23 protein-coding genes and 2 tRNA genes are annotated in these 18,688 nt (G+C 59.8%); 18 read left to right on the forward strand and 7 right to left on the reverse strand.

The genetic code is table 11. The annotated features are described in order from the left end of the window. Positions 1-25: 25 nt before the first annotated feature. Entirely contained in the window at positions 26-655 is a 630-nt protein-coding gene (locus tag Q8M73_00645) for a hypothetical protein (protein ID MDP2287063.1), read from the forward strand. Positions 656-686: 31 nt separating this feature from the next. Next, entirely contained in the window at positions 687-2,264 is a 1,578-nt protein-coding gene (locus tag Q8M73_00650; GenBank protein ID MDP2287064.1) for a cation:proton antiporter, read from the forward strand. On the opposite strand, the gene Q8M73_00655 is transcribed toward Q8M73_00650, so the two are convergent. Continuing rightward, positions 2,265-3,587, reverse strand: coding sequence for a trypsin-like serine protease (locus tag Q8M73_00655; GenBank protein ID MDP2287065.1), 1,323 nt, complete (start codon positions 3,585-3,587; stop codon positions 2,265-2,267). It abuts the gene before it with no gap. Between the two features lie 65 nt (positions 3,588-3,652). Between Q8M73_00655 and Q8M73_00660 the strand changes: the two genes are divergently transcribed. The 8 genes from Q8M73_00660 (at position 3,653) to Q8M73_00695 (ending at position 11,625) form a co-directional block, all read left to right on the forward strand. After that, positions 3,653-4,681, forward strand: coding sequence for a GGDEF domain-containing protein (locus Q8M73_00660; protein ID MDP2287066.1), 1,029 nt, complete (start codon positions 3,653-3,655; stop codon positions 4,679-4,681). 124 nt (positions 4,682-4,805) lie between these two features. Next, the gene (locus Q8M73_00665; GenBank protein MDP2287067.1) at positions 4,806-5,264 is read left to right on the forward strand and encodes a hypothetical protein; all 459 of its coding nucleotides are present in this window, start codon (positions 4,806-4,808) and stop codon (positions 5,262-5,264) included. Between the two features lie 136 nt (positions 5,265-5,400). Next, positions 5,401-6,501, forward strand: coding sequence for an acyl-CoA dehydrogenase (locus tag Q8M73_00670; GenBank protein MDP2287068.1), 1,101 nt, complete (start codon positions 5,401-5,403; stop codon positions 6,499-6,501). Between the two features lie 9 nt (positions 6,502-6,510). Beyond that, positions 6,511-7,674, forward strand: coding sequence for an acyl-CoA dehydrogenase family protein (locus tag Q8M73_00675; protein MDP2287069.1), 1,164 nt, complete (start codon positions 6,511-6,513; stop codon positions 7,672-7,674). A gap of 91 nt (positions 7,675-7,765) precedes the next feature. Next, positions 7,766-8,611 (forward strand): patatin-like phospholipase family protein, encoded by an 846-nt coding sequence (locus Q8M73_00680; protein MDP2287070.1) that lies wholly within the window; start codon positions 7,766-7,768, stop codon positions 8,609-8,611. 71 nt (positions 8,612-8,682) lie between these two features. Then, entirely contained in the window at positions 8,683-9,348 is a 666-nt protein-coding gene (locus tag Q8M73_00685) for a hypothetical protein (GenBank protein ID MDP2287071.1), read from the forward strand. Between the two features lie 231 nt (positions 9,349-9,579). Then, complete coding sequence (locus Q8M73_00690) at positions 9,580-9,876, forward strand: DUF4193 domain-containing protein (protein MDP2287072.1); 297 nt, start codon at positions 9,580-9,582, stop codon at positions 9,874-9,876. Between the two features lie 519 nt (positions 9,877-10,395). Further along, positions 10,396-11,625, forward strand: a complete 1,230-nt coding sequence (locus Q8M73_00695; GenBank protein MDP2287073.1) for a CoA transferase — start codon at positions 10,396-10,398, stop codon at positions 11,623-11,625. Between the two features lie 33 nt (positions 11,626-11,658). Here the strand turns inward: Q8M73_00695 and Q8M73_00700 are convergent. After that, a tRNA-Arg gene (locus Q8M73_00700) sits at positions 11,659-11,731 on the reverse strand. A gap of 57 nt (positions 11,732-11,788) precedes the next feature. Here Q8M73_00700 and Q8M73_00705 point away from each other — a divergent pair. Further along, positions 11,789-12,397 (forward strand): methyltransferase domain-containing protein, encoded by a 609-nt coding sequence (locus tag Q8M73_00705; GenBank protein MDP2287074.1) that lies wholly within the window; start codon positions 11,789-11,791, stop codon positions 12,395-12,397. On the opposite strand, the gene Q8M73_00710 is transcribed toward Q8M73_00705, so the two are convergent. Further along, entirely contained in the window at positions 12,381-13,295 is a 915-nt protein-coding gene (locus Q8M73_00710) for a 3-methyladenine DNA glycosylase (protein MDP2287075.1), read from the reverse strand. The two genes, Q8M73_00705 and Q8M73_00710, sit on opposite strands and share 17 nt — an antisense overlap. Before the next feature lie 30 nt (positions 13,296-13,325). On the opposite strand from Q8M73_00710, the gene Q8M73_00715 reads away from it, so the two are divergent. Beyond that, positions 13,326-13,475 (forward strand): hypothetical protein, encoded by a 150-nt coding sequence (locus Q8M73_00715; protein MDP2287076.1) that lies wholly within the window; start codon positions 13,326-13,328, stop codon positions 13,473-13,475. A 7-nt stretch (positions 13,476-13,482) separates the two neighbouring features. On the opposite strand, the gene Q8M73_00720 is transcribed toward Q8M73_00715, so the two are convergent. Together Q8M73_00720 and Q8M73_00725 are read right to left on the reverse strand one after the other, a co-directional pair. Continuing rightward, a complete protein-coding gene (locus tag Q8M73_00720) occupies positions 13,483-13,941 on the reverse strand; it encodes a hypothetical protein (protein ID MDP2287077.1) in 459 nt (152 codons plus the stop codon). A 51-nt stretch (positions 13,942-13,992) separates the two neighbouring features. Then, the gene (locus Q8M73_00725) at positions 13,993-14,316 is read right to left on the reverse strand and encodes a zinc ribbon domain-containing protein (GenBank protein MDP2287078.1); all 324 of its coding nucleotides are present in this window, start codon (positions 14,314-14,316) and stop codon (positions 13,993-13,995) included. 102 nt (positions 14,317-14,418) lie between these two features. Between Q8M73_00725 and Q8M73_00730 the strand changes: the two genes are divergently transcribed. Further along, positions 14,419-14,811: a CrcB family protein gene (locus Q8M73_00730; GenBank protein MDP2287079.1), complete on the forward strand. Its 393-nt coding sequence runs from the start codon at positions 14,419-14,421 to the stop codon at positions 14,809-14,811. Further along, positions 14,808-15,173 (forward strand): CrcB family protein, encoded by a 366-nt coding sequence (locus Q8M73_00735; GenBank protein MDP2287080.1) that lies wholly within the window; start codon positions 14,808-14,810, stop codon positions 15,171-15,173. The genes Q8M73_00730 and Q8M73_00735 overlap by 4 nt, the downstream gene beginning before the upstream one ends. On the opposite strand, the gene Q8M73_00740 is transcribed toward Q8M73_00735, so the two are convergent. After that, positions 15,142-15,750, reverse strand: a complete 609-nt coding sequence (locus Q8M73_00740) for a 5-formyltetrahydrofolate cyclo-ligase (GenBank protein MDP2287081.1) — start codon at positions 15,748-15,750, stop codon at positions 15,142-15,144. The genes Q8M73_00735 and Q8M73_00740 overlap by 32 nt on opposite strands. A 41-nt stretch (positions 15,751-15,791) precedes the next feature. On the opposite strand from Q8M73_00740, the gene Q8M73_00745 reads away from it, so the two are divergent. The 4 genes from Q8M73_00745 (at position 15,792) to Q8M73_00760 (ending at position 18,212) form a co-directional block, all read left to right on the forward strand. Beyond that, entirely contained in the window at positions 15,792-16,688 is an 897-nt protein-coding gene (locus tag Q8M73_00745) for a UTP--glucose-1-phosphate uridylyltransferase (protein MDP2287082.1), read from the forward strand. Beyond that, positions 16,679-17,287 carry a GNAT family protein gene (locus tag Q8M73_00750; protein ID MDP2287083.1) on the forward strand — a complete coding sequence of 203 codons (609 nt, stop codon included), beginning with the start codon at positions 16,679-16,681 and terminating at the stop codon, positions 17,285-17,287. The genes Q8M73_00745 and Q8M73_00750 overlap by 10 nt, the downstream gene beginning before the upstream one ends. An 84-nt stretch (positions 17,288-17,371) precedes the next feature. Next, positions 17,372-18,106, forward strand: a complete 735-nt coding sequence (locus Q8M73_00755) for a hypothetical protein (GenBank protein MDP2287084.1) — start codon at positions 17,372-17,374, stop codon at positions 18,104-18,106. A gap of 30 nt (positions 18,107-18,136) precedes the next feature. Then, a tRNA-Ala gene (locus Q8M73_00760) sits at positions 18,137-18,212 on the forward strand. 41 nt (positions 18,213-18,253) lie between these two features. On the opposite strand, the gene Q8M73_00765 is transcribed toward Q8M73_00760, so the two are convergent. Then, positions 18,254-18,649, reverse strand: coding sequence for a PPOX class F420-dependent oxidoreductase (locus Q8M73_00765; protein ID MDP2287085.1), 396 nt, complete (start codon positions 18,647-18,649; stop codon positions 18,254-18,256). Positions 18,650-18,688: the final 39 nt, after the last annotated feature.

Consider the following 18,688-nt stretch of genomic DNA (forward strand, 5'->3'; position numbering starts at 1 on the left):
TGTGAGTACTCGTCCAAGGCCAGCCATGAGGGATGATGAGGCGGTGAAGCTCTCCCGCTGGCTGCCTCCCCTGCTCGGATTCGCAGTCTTTCTGACGACCTTGCTCGGATTTGGCTTGATCGTTGGGGATTGGACCTCGCGCAATCTTGAGATGAAGGCTCTCGTAGGCGCAGTCGAGGACTCTGAATCAGCTATGGAGTGGACCGACGAGCAGATCCAGGCGATCATCAAGCAGTACGGGGCCAATGGAAAGCTGGCACCAGCTGAGGAGGAGAAAGCCTCTGATGCGCTTTCAGAGGCTGCCTATGCCGGCACCTTCGCCATCGGCGCCGCTGGTGAAGAGGTAGCGGCGGTGACCGTTCTGCCTTGGCATGGCGATATCAAGAAGGCCCAGCGCGCCTATCTCGCGCATAATCGTGCGTGGCTGGAATACATGGAGAAAGCCACAGATGATCCGACCCTGCTGTTCAAGACCCAGCCCCTGATCAACAGCACCTTCGAAGCAGCCGAGCCTTTGATGAAAGCCGCGGTCCCGGTGCCTGCACTGTTTGACTTGAAGCAGCGCGTCGAGACAATCTTCGCCCCTCAACCGTCGAGTGGTCCAACTCAAGAGGTGGCTCTGCAAGCCGCGAGTTCTCCCATCCTGATCGGCTAGATGGTTCGCTCGCCGATATGTAGGGGGCAGGGTGCAAAGTGACCTGACCTGGTTCGCCAGTGCTGCTGTCGTTGCCCTCATCGTCGCTGCGCTTGTGCGGCAACGTGGTTACAGCATGGCCCTGCCTGTCATGGGTGTCGGCGTTCTCGTCAGCCTCTTGCCCGTGGGGCCTGATGCTCCACCAGATCCCGGACTCGTGCTGATAGTGATACTGGCGCCGTTGGTCTTTGGCGAGGCTCTTGGTTCCTCCTATCTGGACATCCGGCGCGTTCGTAAACAAGTGATGTACCTGGCCGTCGGTCTGGTCGTGATTACCACGCTTCTTGTTGCGTTCATCGCGCATGCCATGGTGGGAATGCCGATCGCCCTGGCCTGCGCCCTTGGTGCGGTGCTCGCGCCAACCGATGCCGTTGCCGTGAGCTCGATCGCGCGCAAGGTCCGACTTCCGCGATGGGCCATCTCAATTCTTGAAGGCGAAAGCCTGGTCAACGATGGCACCGGACTCACGGCCTTGCGTGTCGCCGTCGTGGCTGCCACAGCCGGAACGATCACCATCGCCGAGGTTGGCTGGGTCTTCTTGTTGGCAGTCAGCGTGGGTGTCGGCATTGGCTTGGTAGGTGGGTGGATTCTTTCGTGGGTCATTGCGCACAGCAACGATGCAATTGCCGCGAACAGCCTCACGTTGATCGCGCCCTTCTTTCTCTATTACGGCGCCGAGCATTTCGAGGGTTCTGGAATCCTCGCTGTGGTCGTCGCAGCGCTGTTTGTCGCACACAGCCAGACTTCCGACTCCCGGCAGGAGAGCCGGCTCGATGGTGCGGCGCTTTGGCGCCATGTCACGTTCATCCTCAAGGCATTGGCCTTCTTTCTCGTCGGTATTGAGCTGCCGGACACCTTCCATGCGCTGTCTGTCCAGGAGCGTGAGCAGGTTGGCCTGCTGATCGTTGTCATCGTGCTGGCCTTGATCCTGAGTCGAGTCGTTTTTGTGATGACGATGCTCGGCGCGAGCAAGGATCGTCAGGAAGGCGATTGGCGCGTGGTTCTGGTCGCGGCCTGGTCAGGCGCACGTGGCCCGGTTTCAGGCATGGCGGCCTTCTCCATTCCGCTCACCTTGGACTCAGGCGCACCATTGCCATTTCGCAATCTGATCCTGGCGACGACATTCGGTGTCGTCGTGGTCACCTTGCTGCTGTCTTCAACCATGGGCCCACTGGCGCGTCTACTGAAGGTGCAGCCGGCCGACGACTCGGTTCTGATTCGACGAGTTGACATCGCCCTCGCCCACGCCGCAGCCGCGCAATTGGAAGAAGCCGTGGAGCAATCAGCCCTGCAGGGCGATCCACTTCCCCGTAACGTGATTGAGCCCTTGAAGCGCGACATCAATATGCGCATGGAAGCTCTTGAGGAATCGGATGTCGATGTGGCAGATGAGCGCACCAATCTGGGCAGACATCTGGCGCGACTGATGCTGCGTGCAGAGCAGGAGGAACTCCTGCGCATCCGTACGCAGGAAGGATTGCCTGACGGAATTGTTCGGCCAATGCTGGAACAGCTCGAAATTCGGCGATTGGCCCTTGAGTCGCATAGCGACGGATCCGGCCATTCGTAGTCAGCGATTGATGCGGATCACTCGGGTAGGAGCTGATTCGGGAGTGCGACCCTGCGGAGTTGTCGCACTGACAGTGAAGCGGTAGTTGCCCTTGAGTGGCTTGGTCGAACACGAGAGCGTCACGGTCGGATCAACAATGCGGCAGGCAACGCGTCCCAGCTGATCAATGATTCGATAGCCCGTGACCACTGGGTAGTCCAGCGGCTGCACAGTGAATCGAATGCGAGATCCTGACTGCACCATTCTCGGGGTCGCTGGCACGACCGCGGCTGCAGCAGGTACGGCAGTTGCGTCGCCTTCGCCCTGCGAATTTACGCTGCGCAAGGTGGGAGCATCAGTATGAGGAAAGCTGCAGTATGGCTGTGTTGACGTGCAGACGATTGTGCCTGCGGCATCGCGCACTTCGTAACCGGTGACGGACTCCGGCGCGATGACCGGAGCTGACCACCAGAGGGTGTCGATGCCATCCAACGACGTGCTGGTCACAGATGTCGGGGCACTTGGGATCGTGGGGTATCCCGCTGAGGCGAGGGCAGAGTTGAGCAGGCCGAGATAGGAGATCGCCACGAAGCCTTGGGCCGTGCGGGACTGCCCCGTGCAGTTGCCTCCCGCCACTTCGCCGATCAGAAGTGTGCGCTCGGCGGTGGTGATGAATTGTGGGGCTCCGCTGTCGCCGGGGCAGGTGTCGGAGGCATCTACAGGTGTTGACCAGATGACCAAGCCATCGGTGCCCCTCCGGTTCGCTTCGACTTCACTCAGCGTGAACAAGCCCGACCGAGGAAATGGTCGACCCAGATCTGTAGTGCTCGTCTTGCCGTAGCCGACGATGCTGGTCTGCGCCTTGCTATCAACCAGCTTCTGGATCTCGGTGCGGTCCGCAAGACGAGTGAACGGGGATGCGGCGATGTCGGAGTCAAGCACGAGCACGGCAATGTCATTGCCTGCGACAAATTGAGATGTATGGACGAACGCCGCGCCAAGGGCGATGTTCACCACGCGCACCCTTGAGCCGCCATCTGGGCCGTTGCTCGTCACTGATGGTCCCGCGGCCCCCGGATTCAAGACGAAGACCCGATTGGCGGCGACGGCTTGATTGGAGCCCTGATCTGTGACGCAGTGCGCCGCTGTGATCAAGACCCGAGGTTTCCAGACTGCAGCGCTGCAGGAGTCGTAGGTGCGCGAGTCAGCACCCATCACAATGATCTGCGCAGTGTGGCTGTCTCCCAAAGCCGGGGTCCCGCGCATGATCGTGGGCACAGCCTGTGCGGACGTGGACATCAGCGTGAATCCAAGAGTGAGGGCCAGTAGCCGGCTGATGCGCACTTGAAGAGGATATGTCGGCGGGCAGCCATTGGAACACGCGCAACTGGGATCACAGGCGTGCACTCGTGAAAACAATTCAGAAGTACTGTGCTCGTATGGCCAAAGGCGGATCCTTCCTCGCTGACTTTGATGACCGCGGAAACGCGCGCAGCAGCCTGCCTCTTGGCCGATTCCCAGGACGCGTCTGGATGATCATGCTGTGGCTGGCCTTCAGCACAGTGAAGATCTTGTCCCCGCTGGCCACCGGAATCGTCGATACCCAAGCCGAGTACAGCCGCTGGGTGATCGTCGTGTTCAGCGTGGCCTCCTTCATTGCTCTGTGGGTCATGGCTGCGCGGACTCCTCAGTGGTTTCTCAAAATCCAAGTCGTAGTCGGGATCCTGGGCCTGTGCGTCATGTCGTACACCGCTCCCTCTGTTCTGGTGGCAGCCACACTGGCCTGGGGATTCATGGCTTTGGCCTGCTACACCGCCTGCTGGTTTTCTTGGCGCTTCACCATTGCCGAGGTTGCATTCACGTCTATCAGCTATCTGGTGACCTTGATCCTGATGGAACAACTCGGCGAGCTGCTACCGCTGTGGATCGTCGTCTCGCTGTCCACTTTGGCTTTCGGCGTTGTGCTGAGTCTGATCATGCGCCGGATGCAGATGTTGATCATGGTTGATCCGCTCACCGGACTGATCAACCGAAAGGGGCTTGAAGTCGTGCTTGAAGCTCAGGCTTCGGCGGGCCAGGTTACTACCCCGCGCAGTCTGGTGGTGATTGATCTTGATGCCTTCAAAACCATCAACGATCAACGAGGGCATCAAGCAGGTGATGCCATCTTGCGCGATTTCAGTGATGGATTACGCAACATGATGCGTCCAGATGACATTGCTGTGCGCAGCGGCGGCGATGAGTTCCTGCTCATCTTGCCGCGCACAGATATTGCCGGGGCGGAAGGACTCATGCGCCGCTTGAAATTTCGCATTCCGATTGCCCACTCCTTTGGCGTTGCAGAATGGAACATTGGTTCCGCTTTTGACTCGGCCGTGGCTGAAGCAGATCGATTGATGTACACGCAGAAATCGCGGCGTCGCGAACAACTGATGTAGCTGCACCACCCCACGTTTCCTGAGTATCTGCCCCGGTCCCATTTGTGTCGCAGATGCTCGTCGAAAGGCGACTTCCTGCAGGAGTGCGGCGATAGTGGAAGCCGGACAGCTTGGGAGGTGCCCGATGACAAGTGAACGGCAACCAACGCCAATTCACCGACTCGCAGTGGCTTACCAAATGCTGCTCTTTGTTGACAGCGATGCATGCGCCAGTGACTCCCTTGAGATAGCTGCCCTTGGCTTGCTCCATGATGAGGGACTCATCCGCCTGATGGTGTCGAGTGAACAGACCTCGCTGCCGAATTGCACAATTGCTGACGAGTACGAGGTCGATGTCGATCTGTACTCATTCGTATACGGACTGCTGCATCCTGAGCTTGATGGCCATATTGCAACGTTCCCCGCCACTGACAAAGCAATGCAGGTCGCCAAGGCTGTGCGCCATGGCGCCGACATATTCGTCACCAACGATTCGCAGATATCTCATCGCGATCGCCCTTTCGAACGCCTGACAGACATGCACCTGCTCGAGCCAGCGCAAGCAGTTGAGTTAGTGATGCAGGAGATCCACAACGCTGATTGAGCCTTCGTTGGACACCCCCGCTGCAGGTGTCTGATCGTCCATCTCTGGTTCGTTCACGAAAGCAGTCGGTTGAGTGGTTGAATGCTCTCGTTCGCCAGGCGCCCACCATCACGTCTGAGCACCTTCTGGAGGAACCGTGACCACCACATTGCGTCGCAATGACTACACACTGAGCGACGAGCAGGATCAGCTCGTGGCAATGCTGCGCAGCCTGTTCAGCGAGCAGTCGCCAATTTCCGTCGTTCGAAATGCTGAGCCCCTCGGGTTCGACGAGGATCTGTGGAAGACGGTCCGTGATAACGGTCTGCTCAGCATCTCGCTGCCCACTGCAGTCGGGGGCGATGGAGGCGGTCTCATTGAACTTGTGCTGACTGGCATTGAGATTGGCCGGACGGCTGCGCCTGTGCCGATGCTTGATCACGTGGTTGCGATGCGCGCCTTGGGACGGCTGATCGAAGACGGTGTTGAGTTGGGCGGACTTGACTGGGAGTCGTGTCTGGCGGGTGAGACCATCCTCAGCATCGCACCGATCTCCACATGGGAGCTGGGTGCTGAGCTGGTTCCCAGCGGCGCGCTTGCTACGGCAGTGCTTGCCCTCAAAGACGGTGCACTCGTGCTCATGACGCGCGATGCGCGCGCTTCACAGGCACCCAACGAAGGCTGCTCGCCCGTTGCCTGGTGGGATCCCAGCGACGCGGCAGTGCGCGTGGAAACTCTGCTTGAAGGTGAATCAGCGGCAAGCCACTGGGACCTGGCCCACCGCGAGTGGCGAATCGCTACCGCGGCTTCGCTTGTAGGCATTCTGGCGGTGTCCGGTGAGATTGCTCGCGCCTATTCGGTCGAGCGTCAGGCCTTTGGTGTGCGCATCGCTTCCTTCCAGGCGATCTCGCACGATCTCGTCGATATGCACATGGACGAACTGACCTCGCGCAACATGACATTGAAGGCCGCCTGGCTTACCGAGAATGAGCCGGAGTTTCGCCCTGAACTCGCTGCAATGGCAATGGCCCAGGCAACTCGCGCAGTTCTGCGGAGCACGGCAACAGCAGTGCATGTGCACGGAGGGATGGGCATCACTCTTGAAGCTGACGTCAGCCTGTTCTATCGCAAGGCTTCGTCATGGTCACTTGTCGGTGGCGGCGTACGTCGTGAGTTGCAGGACATTGGCAGGGCAATTGATCGGCGCGCAGGTGAACGGGCACGCTGGCACGAGAACAATGCAGCAGTGAAGGGATAGGTCAAAGAAATGGACTTCAGTCAGGTAGAGCTCACCGCAGAGCAGCAGGCCTTTGAGAAGGAGATTCGCGACCTTCTCGCCACGAGTTGGACGCCCAACTACGCCCACATTGCTCTCGACCACGATCGTTCACCAGAACATGTGCGCATGGCGATGGCCAAGCGTGGATGGGTGCATCCTGAGTTGCCGGAGGGTCTGGGCGGCGCGGGCTTGGGTGAGATCGAGCAGGAGATCATCACCGCACTCTTCGAGGAGTTCTACATCGCCAACAACGCCAGTAACTCCTTGCTGATACCAACTCTTGAACAGCATGGATCGGCGTGGTTGAAGGAGAACATCCTTCCGGGTATCCGCAGTGGCGAATTGACGACATGTCTGGGCTATTCAGAGCCGGACAACGGCTCTGACATCGCAGCTGCGAAGACTCGAGCTGTCCAAGACGGTGACGTGTGGGTCATCAACGGTCAGAAGATGTGGACCACGTGGGGCAATGAGTCCGACTACGTATTCCTGCTTGCCCGCACTGGCTCGATTGAGGAGAAGCACCGCACGCTGACCATGTTCCTGGTGCCGATGGATGCACCTGGTGTCGAAGCCACCCCCGTGTGGATTCTGGGCGGTGGCCGCACCAACGTCACCTTCTACTCAGACGTCACAATCTCCGACAACTACCGCATTGGCCCAGTCAATGAGGGCTGGAGCGTGATGTCGACTCCACTGGCAACCGAGCACGGTGCCGGAGTGGAGACCGAGGGTGTGGTGCCGATCAACGGCTCCATGGGTGCCGGCTTCTCTCGCACTTTCGAGAAGCTGATTGACGGTGCGATCGACTGGGCCGCATCTCGTAAGAGTGCAGATGGTCGCTCGCGTCTGGATGATCCGCTGGTTCGCATGGCACTGGCTGAAGCGATGCTTGACCTCGAGGTGTGCTGGAACGCTGCGGGTGAACTTGGCAAGCCGATGGCGGCTGAAGCCTTGGCCGTCAATGCTGACCGGCTTGCAGACATGGCCGCCCCGGAGGGCATCCTTGATTTTGGAGTCGATGGCAGCATCGCTGCGGGGATCATCGCCAGCGAGCGACAGCACGCACCCGGCTCGGCCATCTACGGCGGCACGACCGAGATCTATCGCAATAACCTGGCTCGGCGCCTTGGTCTTCCTCGCCCCTACTAGGGCCAGATCCCGGCCGAGTCTGTGGGAAACGGCCACGAGTACTGGCGCCTGCGGATAGCGTGCGATCAGACCTATCCAAGGAGTGTGCGGCATGAGTCGAGCGTTGATTTGCGGTGGCGGAGGATCAGTTGGCACTGCCTGGGAGTCGGGCTGGTTCGCCGGACTCCAGCAGCAAGGTGTCTGGCTGAACGACGCGGACTTCATCCTTGGCACCTCGGCTGGCGCTGGCGTGGGAGTCCAGGTTGCCTGCGGCCACGACATGATGGCGCAGGTTGAGCGCTACCGCGCCGCCGGCAAACGTGCCGCTGCGGGCGGCGCCACAGCAGTGCTCAACATCGACTCTGATGATCAATCCTCCTTCCGCGGCCTGTTCGAGCGTGGTCAGGCATCAGGGCGTAATGGGGATGTCGCGGTGCGCAAGGAGATCGCAGAGGCTGCCCGCGCAGCAGTACCGATGATTGAACTCGAAGCCTTCCTTCGGACCTTCAAGTACCTCGCCAATGAAGAGTGGCCCGCGTCGTACCACGCTGCGTGCTTGAACATTGATACCTACGAGTTCGAAGCCATCGGAGCCGACTTGGGTGGCTCCTTACAAAACGGTGTGGCCGCAGGTTGCGCGGTTCCAGGTGTCTATCCGCCAATTCAAGTGGGCAAGAACTTCTACGTTGACGGTGGATGTCTCTCGCCCACAAGCGTCGATCTTGGCATCGGATACGACAAGACCCTGGTCCTGCTTGTCGTCGATGGCCCTGAGCAGGAGGTCATTGATCTGGCGGCTAGCGGCACACCGCACCTCATCGTCAAGCTCGACCCGGATGTGTTTGCAAAGCTGGGTCCGAACTTCATGGATGCCTCGATGGCCTTCCAGGCGGCCGAATACGGACTCGAGCAGGGTCTGCGCGATGCGGCGATGGTCAAGGAATTCTGGAACAACTAGGCACAATTCTGACTCTTGACGCACGCTGCTCAGACCGGCATCCTGAAAACTCACGGCGAGATTGAGGGGCGATGACAGTCACGATCTGCGCATTGCTCTGGAGCAATCCCGGTTCCGACGAACAATTGCACTCCAAACTTGCCGAGTCGCTGAGCACAGTCGTGGCCAGTTATGGCGGAACCCCGGTGTCGCTTTATCGGCGCAAAGAAGGTTCGATCGGTCCGCTTGAGGTACTCACCATGCGCTGGCCTTCACACGAAGTCTTGGACGACTACCGAGCGAGCACAGATGCCCTGCACGCGGCTTCGTCTGGTACAGATGAGATCTCAAACATGGTGATTTGCTATGAGGAGCCGGTTAGAAGTTCAGTTGTCACCAACGCAAATTTCCACGCGGCTAGAAGGCCTGGAACCAAACCGGTCACTATCTGTGTGCTGGTATGGAGTCACTCTGGACAGGACCTGCTCTTGTCGGCGTATGCCGATCGCGCGCTGGCCAACGCGGAGTCCTATGGCGCCAGGATCCTTCAGCGCTTGCGCCGCCAGCGCGGATCAGCAGGACCTTTGGAGACGCAGATCATTGAATTCCCAAGTGAGCAATTGTGCGAGGAGTATCGCCAGGCGCAGCGCGGGGATGAGTACGAGCACATTCGCAACACCGCGATTGCGAACTGGCTGGTGTTTCCAGTTGAGTCAGTCCTGGAACTTGCAACGCCTTCGCTGCAGCCCTCGCTCTGATCACGCTTCGGGCTATTGCGTCCACATTTGCGACCTACCAGCGTGCGCGACGGCCCGCCATGTGAACGCAGGCAGCATGACCCTGCCTGAACCTGGAGGCTTGTTGCCACTATGGTGAGCCGCCTATCGCTGATCAGGCTGAGTTCTCCTCCCGGACCCTGAGGAATATTGAGCTGGCCTCCAGCGTTTGCATGACCACGATTCACCGAAATTTGGGAGCACATTCGCCGCATGGCTACTGACTACGACGCACCGCGTAAGAACGACACAGATGAAGAGGAAAGCCTCGAGGGCCTGAAGGAAATCGCGGCCAAGGAGAATCAGACACCTATTGAGGTGGATGAGAATGACCTGGGCGCTGAGTCCATTGAACTGCCGGGAGCTGACCTCTCAAACGAGACTCTGGAAATTCGTGTTGTCCCGATCCAGAAAGACGAATTCACCTGTTCGCGCTGCTTCATCGTGCACCACAAGAGCCAGCGCGCTCGCGGAACGGACGAAGCACCGATCTGCTCTGACTGCGACTAGAAGCACAAGTGGGCGCTGAGGCAGTCATCGACTGTCTCAGCGCCCACTGCGCTGTCGGCTAACCCCTGAGTTGCCCCTGCCTGGGATCCGCCAGGGCTAGCCATCGACGGTGAGCAGTAGCGCACCGGCTGGGTCAGGCCACCACGGCAGACCACAGCCGTCTCCGTGTGCACTACCTGTCTTGAGCCACCGTCGCCACGCAATTGCACGATTGCTACGACATCGGGCTCCCTGAGGTGGCAGGGGAAGCGGTGTGCGCTGGCCCAAGCGGCCCCGACATTTCGGATTGGGCCAGCGCACCTCGGACACTAATCACGGGGCAATGTCCGGTCTATAGTGTGATGCAGATCACATTTAACCCAAGGCGGTCATTGTTCTTTGCTGTGATGGGAATCACACACTCTTGGATTCCACGAAGGAAATCCGAGAATTGCGCGTGCGCTGAAAGGGCTTGTGCAGATAATCGCCGGCAGTTAGCGTGCCAATTGGCCCCGTCCTTTGTCATGACTAGGAGCAGGTATGCAAGGTCCAATGGCGGGCGTCCGTGTTGTCGAGGTGGCTCAGTTCACCTTTGTCCCGTCCTCAGGGGCAGTACTGGCTGACTGGGGAGCAGATGTCATCAAGATCGAGCATGCCGAAACCGGCGATGCCCAGCGCGGACTTGTGCGCATCCTTGGCCTGGACGCCTCGACTCCAGGGGTAAACTTCTTCCCGATCATGGAGGGCCCCAATCGGGGCAAGCGCAGCCTGGGGCTGACTCTGGGCTCCCCAGAGGCCAATGAGATCTTGGCCGAACTGGTGCGCAGAGCCGATGTGTTCGTCACCAACTTCCTGCCATCGGCTCGGCGTAAGGCAGGCATCGACGTGGATCAGATTCGCGCCATCAACCCCGATATCATCTACGTACGGGGGACCGGATTTGGCAACAAGGGACCCGAGCGTGACGCCGGTGGCTACGACGCCACTGGGTTCTGGGCGCGCGGAGGCAGTGGTGATCTGCAGACCGCTCCCGAGGCTGAGCAATTCATGGGGATGCCCACAGGTGCCTACGGAGACAACATCGGTGGCATGACGATTGCCGGTGGAATCGCTGCAGCGCTGTACAAACGTTCTGCGACCGGAGTGACGTCGATCGTTGACGTTTCTTTGCTGAGCGTGGGGGCGTGGGCAACACAGTATTCGTCAAACGTGGCAATGATTCTGGGCGGACCTGCACCACGTCTGGCCCCAAATTCCACTGGTCCTCGCAACCCGATCACCGGTACCTATCGCACGCGTGATGGTCGTTGGATCACGCTGAACATGTTGCAACCAGGCAAGTATTGGGCCGAGTTCTGCCGTGTTGTGGGGCGGCAAGAGCTTGTGACGGACCCCAGATTCACGGATGGCAACCTGCTTCTGCAGAACGGACAAGAGGGAGCGGCGATCGTCGCTGAGATCCTGGCGTCAAGGACTTTCGAAGAGTGGCTGCCGATCTTCACCGCGATGGACGGTCAGTGGAGTCCTGTGCAGAACACCTGGGAGTTGAGTCAGGATGCATCGTTGCGGGCCAATGGCCTGGTGGCCCAGGTGACCGATGCCGACGGCGTTGCGCGGGAGCTCATCCAAAGTCCGGTGCTCTTTGATGAGTTACCGCCGGTGATCGATCGTGCCCCTCAGTTCGCTGAGCACACCGATGAGATTCTGGCTGAGATTGGCATTTCCGACGAACGCCTTATCGAGCTGAAGATCGCCGGCATCGTCACCTGACCTGGGCGGCCCGGCGAATCTCAACACGTGAAGTGGCCCCGGGCAGAATCGAACTGCCGACAAATGGTTTAGGAAACCACTGCTCTATCCCCTGAGCTACGGAGCCGTGCGTGTGCTGTTGCTGTCGTTACGCTGTTTGAGCACTCAAGGATAGGGAGTCCAGGTGTCTGCCGCAGTTTGGGACCAGTGGAATGAGCAGCGCAATCCGCGGTACCCCCATCCGAACGTCGTCCAGTTTGTGCAGGACAATTTCACAATCCCGGTTGCTCCAGGGACATGGGCGCTGGACCTTGGGTGCGGCAACGGTGCGGACGTCCGCTTCCTCATGGAGTGTGGCTTCAATGTCACTGCCGTGGACTGTTCATCGATCGGCCTTGCCAAGGCCCAATTACTGGTGGCCGATATGCCGGCCACCTTGGAGGTTCAGCAGGCGTGTCTGTCCGAGTTTGAAGTGCGCGCCAAAACGTACGCGTGCGTGATCTCAGTCGGAGCGTTGGACGCAGCCGGACTCGAGCAATCTCGCATTGCCGTACCCCGGTTGGTGGATTCCATGAAGCCGGGCGGCAAGGCTCTTCTCGTGTTTGCCGGCGAAGGGGACTCCCGTATTGCTGGTGCTCCGGAGCTGAACCTCCACGGCTACAGCCGCCGGGAGGTGGAGAGCATGATTGTCCTTGAATACGGGGTGAGCGCGTGGGTTGACACCTGTGTCACCACCCGTCAGAGCAACGTAAGGCGGCAGATCGACTGGCTCGTGACTATTGCCAAGAGATAGGTGCCACAGAGTTGCGTGCCTGCTGAATTCGGGCTGCCGTCTGATTAGCAGCATTGAGAAGCTCGTCAATTGCGATCAGCAGAGTCTTTCGCAGAAGTTGGGCTTCAGTACTCAATTCCCGCTGCCGCAGGACGTAATGACTGCGGCCTTCTCGGGTCTCCATCGGTATTGCTTCGAATCCGAGTTCGCGCAGGTCATAAGGCGAAGCTTGCATATCGAGAGTGCGGGCAGTGCGTGCCAAGCCGAAGCAATCCGCAGCGAGTTCGCTCGGCAGATACGGGCCTGCCCACATCGCGTACTTGTAGAGGTCCATCGCGGCATGCACGCATCCAGGCTGTTCGAAATCCGGCTGACTGGCACGCGTGAGCTGGTGTTCGTTGAGCGGCACGGCCTCTGCAGTGAAGAAGCGAAATGCGTCGAGGTGCGTGCAGCGCAAGCCAACTTCGTTGACTGCCCTCTCAATTTCGCTCGGCTCAAGGCGCAAAGGAAATTCTGGGTGTCGAACGTCTGATGACTGGCCGCGGAACACCATGGCCCACTCGTGCATCCCGAAGCAATTGAATAGTGGCGCGCGGTCATGGGTGTTGCGGAGCAAGGTCGATGCTAGTTGCAGACGCTCTGCTCGTTTCATGAGTCCGGCCGTGCCGAGAGTGACTCCTGACTCGACTCGAACGTAGTCCTTGTGGCGGCTCAGAAAGGCATCGTCGCGCTCGATCACTGCCCCCCAACCCGGATGCCAGGTCGTGAGTTTTGCGATGGAGTAGGGGTAGTAGTCGAACAGGAAGTCGTCGACTGGGTGTTTTTGGCCCACGAATCGCCGCGCCAACCGATCCCGCACCCACGGCAAGGTGCGCACCGCATGCGAATGCTCGCGATCGCGCATCTGCTCAAGCTCCACCGCGCAGACGCTACGCCGTACCCTTGGGGGGTGAGCGCTGACCCGAAGCAGACGAAGGCCAAGAAGGCCAAGACTCTTGAGGTCGATCTGCTGCCGGACGTGACTTCCGACGAAGCACGGGAGCCTGAATCACGCGACGACTGGCTTCGTGCCGAGGTTCCGCCGCATCACGGCGACTAGTTGCCTCTCACGTGATGTTGGACTGCATCACCAGCGTGAGGGACGCCGCCGCCCCCGCAGCTGCAACGACAAGCGCATCGGCCTTTGCTACCGCAACGACAAGCATCTGCGCCTCGCTCACGCTGAAGGTTCCGCCGCTTGAACCCTTTGACAGCACCCGCGCATGTTCGGCGATCACCACTGCTGGCGCCAGGTCTGAGAGCTCAATGAGATCGACTCGGTCACCCGGATCCACACCTGCAGCGAGTTTGGCGTCAGCCAGGAGAATGGGTACGGCCACTTCGCCTGGGGTGAGCTGCTGCACCGGTCTGGCGTTGACTGCCGCAACTCCAGACGGCTCAGCAGCGTCCACCACAACGCTGAGGATCAATAGTGTGGCCAGGCCAGCGCAGAGCGCAGCCAGAACTCGGCGGTGGCGCGCGATGAACACTCGGATGTGCCCGCGCAGTTCAGGCGGAACAAGCATTCCTTGAGATTAGGGAGAAGCGGCGCCTCAGTGGAAACAGTCGTCCACAGGTCAGTCAGATGAAGAGGAGGAACTTGAGCTCGAGCTGCTCGAGCTGCTTGATGCCGCGGGCGCACTTGCAGCCGGCGCGGGGCTAGGCGAGGACGAACTGGAGTCGGAACTCGTGGACTTCGTTGACGAGCCGCTGTCAGATGAACTGCGCGAATCGTTTCGGTAGAAGCCAGAGCCCTTGAACATCACACCGACGTTGTTGAACAACTTGCGCAAGGTGTTTTCGCCGCAATCTGGGCACACAGTGAGGGTGGCATCAGACATCTTCTGCACGATCTCGTGCGACGTCCCGCAATTGCTGCACGAATATTCGTACGTTGGCACTGGTCCTCCGGCACTGCTGGCACTCGCTGAATTTGAGTGCTAATTGTGCCTCCCGTGCTTTGCGGCAGCAACTTCAGGTGCGAAAGCCTCTATGGTCGCGGTGTGTTCGAAGGACTCCAAGCGCGCGTGCTGCTGGTGATCTCCGTCGGGGGAGTCATGGGGTCCCTTGCCAGGTACAGCATTGCCGAGCTCATGAGCCACAGCCAATGGACTGACCTGGTCGCGACTTTGATGGTCAATGTGCTGGGTGCCTTCGCAATCGGAATGGCGTATCCGTGGATCCGAAGCCGAAGTGGTTCCCCCTTGTGGCAGCCCTTCATCATCACCGGGCTGCTCGGCGGGTTCACCACCTTCTCAACTCTCGCGGCCGATGTCGTGATCTATGACGATCAGCCCTTCCTTGCTGTGGGCTACCTCGCCTGCACTCTGCTTATCGGTCTGCTCGCTGTTCCCTTGGGCAGTCGTGCTTTTGCACTGCTGAGGCGACCCGCATGAGTCTTGCGATGCTCGGCTGGGTTGCCTTGGGGGCCGCGTTCGGCGCACCTGCTCGATTTCTGACGGATCGAGCAGTGACTCGAGCCTCTGTGGAGAGCCCGATTCCGATCGGGCTCCTCGTGGTCAATGTCGTCGGCTCCGCACTGCTGGGGGTGGTGGTGGGACTAGGCAACTCGACTCTGCTGGTCCTGCTCGGCAGCGGATTCTGCGGCGCCTTCACCACCTTCTCGGGCTTCGCTTGGGAGAGCACGGACCTGTGGTCTGAGCGGCGCGGTCGCTTCTGGGTCTTCGTTGGTTTGATGGTGGCGTTGTGTATCGGTGCCTTCTGGACTACTTGGACCGTGACTTCGTACCTGTCGTAGTCCAGCGCACTCCCTGCTCAGTTGCTACTGCGTCAACTGCAACATCATGTGCTTCTGATGGAACGTCGATGCCGTCTTCATCTGCGTACAGGACTGCAATGAGCAGGGGCCTGTCTTCCAGGCGTGCCAGGGCCCGGTCGTAGAAGCCGCCCCCTTGGCCAAGGCGGGCCCCGGCGGCAGAAACGGCAAGGGCAGGCAGGAAGACCAAATTGACCTTGGACAGTGGCAGCACCTCGCCTCCCACAACTTCACGAATCCCGAATGAGCCTGAGGTGTAGTCGCTCGTGGGAGTGCTCTGCACCCACTCGAGTTCGGTAGCTCGCACACGCGGTGTCAGCACCTCGATGTCTGCTGCCCACAACTGATCCATGAGCGCAGAAGTGGTGGGCTCATGCGCGGTCGAGAAATAGCAGGCAACGCTCGAAGATCGGTGTTCAGCGACAATGCTCATCACGTGCGCCGCAATCGAGTCACCGGACTCCTGACGCTCGACAGCTGATCGCTCGGCTCGACGAGCGCGAATGCGCCCGCGCAATTCTGATTTCGAGTACGACTCTGAAGGCTCGTTGGCTGCCACGGAACCATCGTGCCGTATGAAGTGCGGCTAGGGTCGTGGACATGAATCATGTGGTGCGCAAGGCGGTCGTGCCCGCTGCAGGATTGGGTACCCGATTCCTGCCCGCGACGAAGGCAACGCCCAAGGAGATGCTGCCCATCGTCGACAAGCCGGCGATCCAGTACGTGGTGGAAGAAGCAGTCGCCGCAGGCCTCACCGACCTGTTGTTCATCACTGGGCGCAGCAAGCGCCCCCTTGAGGATCATTTCGACCGCAACTTCGAACTTGAAGCCTCCCTGGGCCGTAAGCACGATGAAGAGAAACTGGCCATGGTTACCGGGCCCACAGATCTGGCACGCATCCACTATGTGCGACAGGGAGATCCCCTTGGCCTTGGCCACGCGGTGCTGATGGCTGAGGATCACATTGGGGATGAACCTTTCGCAGTCATGCTGGGTGATGATCTGATTGATCCCCGCGATCCGATCCTGCCTCGCATGATGCAGGCTCGCGCCCGATTCGGCGGTTCGATCGTCTGCCTCATGGAAGTGCCTGCACAGGCGATCTCCCTGTACGGCTGTGTGGCCGTCGATGGAGATCCCATCGATGGGCTGGTGCGGGTGACTGATCTCGTTGAGAAGCCTGACCCAGCATCCGCGCCGAGCAATTACGCGGTGATTGGTCGCTACTTGCTGGACCCCTCGGTCTTCAAGGTTCTCCAGCGCACTGAGCCCGGTCGCGGCGGGGAGATTCAGCTGACTGATGCCCTTCGTGAGCTTGCCACTATTCCGGCTGATCAAGGTGGCGGCGTGCACGGGGTGGTCTTCAGCGGTCGCCGTTACGACACCGGCGATCGGCTCTCCTACCTCCAGGCCAATGTCGTGCTGGCTTCTGAGCGCGAAGATCTTGGCCCGGATTTTCGCGACTGGCTGCGCGACTTCGTCGCTTCCTGGCCGTGAACTGGGAAGCCACCCTTGTCGAGGGTCGAGTAGGGCTTCGCCCGATTGGTCGACGCGATGGTCGGATGTGGCGTGAAGTGCGCCGACGCAATGTTGACTGGTTGGAGGAGTGGGAAGCCACTGTTCCCATCGAGGGCCTTGAGTCAGGAGAGATCCCAGCCAGCTTCGGCATGATGGTGCGCTCGATGCATCGCAGCGCTCGAGCGGGGCGAGTCATCCCCTGGGTGGTCACTTATGACGGCGTATTCGTGGGGCAATTGACTGTGGGCGGCATTGCCTACGGCTCCCTGCGATCGGCCTACATCGGCTATTGGATCGACAAAGATGTTGCGGGGAAAGGCATCATGCCCACCGCGGTTGCCATGGCGCTGGACTATTGCATCGAGCAGTTGCGGCTTCATCGGGTGGAGATTCACATCCGTCCAGAGAATGCGGCTTCACGGCGGGTAGTGGAAAAACTCGGCATTCCAGAAGAAGGACTGCGCCGTTCCTACCTGCATATCGCCGGCGACTGGCGCGATCACATCTGTTACGCCTTGGTGGAAGGCGATCGTCCCGAAAGTGTCCTCGCCGGCTGGCGCGCGATACAGCCGAATTGACGTATACACCTAATTTCGCGACACGCAAAATTGATGCATCCCGCCTGCGCGGTGTGAGCGACTTCGGGGTTTAGCGTTCGCAAGGTGACGGGCTTGATCTACTTGGTGATCATCGCCTTGTGGGCTGCGGTACTCATCCCAATGTGGCTCAAGCGCCACGATCAGGTCAGCGAAGTTCGCTCGACTACTCGCTTCAGCACAGCGATGAGCTCGCTAGCAAATCAGCGTTCGGGAGAGAACATGTCCAAGCCACAGCAATCCCGCCAGCACTACGGCAATTCCGCCCATGAGCGCGCAACTCAGCGTCGCACCATGATTCTCGGTGCTCTCACCGCAGTCCTAGCGGTGACCTTGTTGCTTGCATTTGCGTCCATTGCGCCCAAGTGGGTGCCGATGATTTCTGCAGTCCTGGTCACCTCATTTCTTGTGGCAACAGTTATGACCGCTCCTGCGCGCAAGCAAACTCAGCGCATGCAGCCAGCCCCGATCCGCGATCAGCAGCCCCGCCGGGCACCGGCTCCAATGGCAGCTCCCGCCCTGGCAGTTGAAGATGACTGGGAAAACTGGAATGCCTGGGATGACGAGAATTCTTGGGAGGCAGTCCCCTCAACCCTGCCGACATATGTGAATTCACCTCGCGCCTCGGTGATCCCTCGTCCAATCGACAGGGCGCACCCAGGTGAGTGGACTGGTACCGCGATGGTCAACGCTGCCAACACCATGCGTCGTCATCAGGATGCGGCGGCTGCCGAACCTGCGCAGGTTGATCACCGCACCGAGACGGCAGAGATGCCCGCAGTTCGCACCGCCAACGCCTGAATCCACCCCTGATACTGTTCACCCGCTTCAGGGGCTGTGGCGCAGTTGGTAGCGCGTCTCGTTCGCAATGAGAAGGCCAGGGGTTCGAATCCCCTCAGCTCCACCAAATCATGAATCAATGCATTCTTAGCGCAGGCTAGGGCTTGATCAGCCTTGCGTGACCACTCGCGTGGGCTGCAATCGGACAGTGACGCGGTCCTGGGTCGGCCCGGCGAACTTGTCCAGAGTGCCGCCGTAGGCGGCGAGCACCTCGGTGAGGGTGGCCAGCGTCGGATCAGGGTTGATGGTCACATCACCGCGAATTTCCAGAGTGCGGAAGGGATTGTTCGGGTCGGCGGCGAAGATGGTTGCCTTGGGTCGCGCTCGTAGGTTCTTCGTCTTCTGGCGTGCCTCGGGCAGCGAGATCACAAGAGTATTTCCCTCGCGGATCACCCAGACATAGGTGACCTGGGGGTAGCCCGTGGGGCCGACGGTGGCCAATGCCACCGAGATCGGAGTATCAAGCAGGTCGTGGTGGGTCTCTGGAATCGCGCGATCGGTCATTGCTTCCCCTTTCGGCGGGAGGTCGATAGTGACAGGTCG

Source organism: Actinomycetota bacterium (genome assembly GCA_030684515.1).
Lineage (GTDB): Bacteria > Actinomycetota > Actinomycetes > S36-B12 > S36-B12 > UBA11398.